Source organism: Paenisporosarcina sp. P4_D4, from assembly GCF_056401835.1.
On the sequence record NZ_JBFUIO010000436.1, the window covers coordinates 1 to 506 of the forward strand.

The following is a 506-nucleotide window of genomic DNA, read 5'->3' on the forward strand; positions in this document are numbered from 1 at the left end:
ATCTATCGTTTMTTGACTGCTTGTTTAAGGTTCAGCCCATACTTTATAGCTTTTTTCTTCAGAATTACAACCAGTAATTACGATAAAAAAACTTAGAATCATCATCGAGAGTAATATTCTTGATTTCACCTGTATCTCCCTTTTTAAATACATTTTATTTGATTTGATTGTTCAACTAAACTGCCCCGTTAGTTCAATAAGAAAAGGGCTGCAAAGCAACTCAATGATCTTCAACTAAAGCACCCGTTAGTTGAATAAGGATTTACTGTTAGGAAACGAATAGTCAAACATTGCCCTTATTCTAATTTCAGTTTTTTTAATTTGGAAAACTTTTCATCATAGTTGGCTCTTTCAGTTAAATGATGAATCCATTTCATTGCCTTTTCTAATTCTTCATTCTCTAAAAAACTTTGAATAATAATTTTAATGTTAGAACTATAAGGATACTGTTCGTCTTTGCATAAATTTAGAGCATTTTCAAAATATATATTCGCTTTGTTTAAATC

The 506-nt window shown here is 29.5% G+C and carries 1 protein-coding gene; it reads right to left on the minus strand.

The genetic code is table 11. The features are described 5' to 3' along the window. Positions 1-296 precede the first annotated feature (296 nt). Positions 297-506: hypothetical protein (locus AC1DSL_RS19360; RefSeq protein ID WP_477533497.1), on the minus strand; the 210-nt coding region annotated here is incomplete at its 5' end.